This window comes from Aeromonas sp. ZOR0001 (assembly GCF_000801015.1).
GTDB classification, from domain to species: Bacteria; Pseudomonadota; Gammaproteobacteria; order Enterobacterales; family Aeromonadaceae; genus Aeromonas; species Aeromonas veronii.
In genome coordinates, this window is record NZ_JRJY01000062.1 from 1 (window position 1) to 2,387 (window position 2,387).

Below are 2,387 nucleotides of genomic sequence, written 5' to 3' on the forward strand. Positions count from 1 at the left end.
CAGGTTGACCTTCTCGGCGCCGGTGGCCGCCAGCAGCAGCTCGACCTGGGCGAGCAGCTGTTCGCCCCGTTGCTCCGAACTGGCGGTGGCCGATACCTGAGCCACGTAGACTTTGGCACCATCCCGGCTCAGGGCCTGGGGAATGCCATAGAAGTAATCGACCCCGAGCAGCTTGTCGAAGCCGAACAGGCCGTGCACCAGTACTATGGGGTAGCGGGTCTGGGTGTATCCGCTGGCGTGTGCCAGCATGGGCAGGGTGCAGAGCAGCACCAGAAGCCATCTCTTCATCATCAGCATCCTTGTTGAATCGTGAGGAACAGATTGTGTGGCGTACTCCATGTTCGCCGGTGCCAGTATGGTGGCTGCTGACGGGAGAGGCTGTGAGGGGGATCGCAACTCGGGATTCAAAAGGGATTCAGGGGGCGGGCGGGGAGGTTGAACTCCCCGCCCTGCGGCTTATTGCCACTCCACCAGTTGATACTGCTTCTTGCCCCGGCGCAGCAGCAGGTAGCGGCCAAACAGCCGATCAGTGGCGCTCAGCTGATCATCCTGCTTGAGCACACCATTGAGACTGATGGCGCCCGCCGCCAGCAGTTCGCGGGCGATGCGCCTGGAGTTAGCCAGACCGCAGCTGACCAGCAGGCTGACCAGATCCGTCTCGCCGCTGACGGTGCTGCACGGCATGCCATCCTGCGCCAGCTGGGCCAGATCGCTCTCGCCGAGGCGGGCCACATCGCCGCTAAACAGCAGCTCGCTGATGCGCTGCACCGCCGCCAGCGCCGCCTTGCCGTGTACCAGCTCGGTCAGCTCGTTCGCCAGCACCTGCTGTGCCTGCTTGCGCCCCTGCCGCTTCGCGTCTTCCGCCTCCAGTGCATCAATCTCGCTCAGCGACATAAAGCTGTAGTAGCGCAGGAAGCGGTAGACATCCTCATCTGCGGTGCCGAGCCAGAACTGGTAGAAGGCGTAAGGGGAGGTGAGCGCCGGATCGAGCCAGACCGCGCCCCCTTCGGTTTTGCCGAACTTGGTGCCGTCTGCCTTGGTGATAAGGGGCAGGGTCATGCCGTGCACCTGCGCCTGATGGAGGCGACGGGTGAGATCCATGCCGCTGGTGATATTGCCCCACTGGTCGTTGCCGCCAATCTGCAGGGTGCAACCGAGCCGCTGGTGCAGCACCGCAAAGTCGTAGGATTGCAGCAGAGCGTAGGAGAACTCGGTGAACGAGATGCCCTGATCCGGACGGGCCAGCCGCTGGCGCACCGATTCCCGCGCCAGCATGGCATTGACCGAGAAGTGCTTGCCGATATCCCGCAGAAAATCGAGGGCGGACATCTGCCCCATCCAGTCGCCATTGTTGACCAGTTGCGGGGCCGACAGGCCATCATCGGCGGGCAGCAGCGCCCTGATCTGGGCAGACAGGCTGGCGACCCAACCCTGCACGGTATCGGCACTGTTGAGGCTGCGCTCGGTCGCCTTGAAGCTGGGGTCGCCGATAAGGCCGGTTGCCCCGCCCACCAGTGCCACCGGGGTGTGGCCCGCCAACTGGAAGCGGCGCAGCATCAAGAGCGGCACCAGATGACCGATATGCAGGCTGCCGGCGGTGGGATCGAACCCGCAATAGACGGTGCGCGGGGTGGCAAGATGGTCGGCCAGGGCCGCCGGGTCGGAATTCTGGGCCACAAGGCCGCGCTCGGTCAGCTCATCGAGCAGGTGGGGGTTGATCATGGGTTCTCCAACAGCAGGGGGAAAAGCCGTCATCCTCGCCGTTCTGGTTGGTGGTGGATATGTCCCCTAAGGGACAGTTTTGCCACTCTCGTGCTAGCATTCAGCCATAGCGGGGAATCGCTCCCCGTCACCGGAAACGTGCCACCATGACCCAGCCATTCACCACAGATGCCTTAACCCGCAGCATGACCGAGGTGGTCGATGCCCTGCACAGTAGCGCCTTTGCGGCGGCGCTGGTGCGGCTGATCCAGCAACAGGTGGCGTTTGATTGCGCCCTGCTGCTCGGGGTGGGGCAGCGCCCCGTCTACCTCTACGACAACCTCAATCATCAGCGGGCTCTGTTGTTTGACCGCTACCTCACCAGTCACTTCAGTCAGGATCCCTTTATGCAGGCGCTGGAGCAGGGCTTGCCTGCCGGCGTCTGGACCCTGGCGCAGGTCTCCCAAGGGCGGCTCGATCCCGAATACCGCCACCACTTCTATCAGGCCACCGGCTGGCAGGAGGAGGTGGGGCTGATCCTGCCGGTGCGGGACGGACTGACGCTGATGCTGTTTCTCGGGCGACTCGACAAGCGCAGTACCCTCAGTCGTGACGAGCTGGCGAGGCTGGAGCAGCTGTTCCCGCTGGTGCATTCGCTCTGTCGTCAGCAGTGGCGGCAGAGCCAG

The 2,387-nt window shown here is 63.8% G+C and carries 2 protein-coding genes and 1 pseudogene; 1 reads left to right on the forward strand and 2 read right to left on the reverse strand.

The window, feature by feature from the left end; translation table 11 throughout:
• The coding region (locus L972_RS07935) for an esterase/lipase family protein (RefSeq protein ID WP_047437318.1) at positions 1-288 on the reverse strand (288 nt) is incomplete at its 3' end.
• 168 nt (positions 289-456) lie between these two features.
• Positions 457-1,722: a tyrosine--tRNA ligase gene (tyrS, locus tag L972_RS07940; protein ID WP_047437321.1), complete on the reverse strand. Its 1,266-nt coding sequence runs from the start codon at positions 1,720-1,722 to the stop codon at positions 457-459.
• A gap of 146 nt (positions 1,723-1,868) precedes the next feature.
• Here tyrS and L972_RS21805 point away from each other — a divergent pair.
• Positions 1,869-2,387: pseudogene (locus L972_RS21805) on the forward strand (LuxR family transcriptional regulator); the annotation flags it as partial.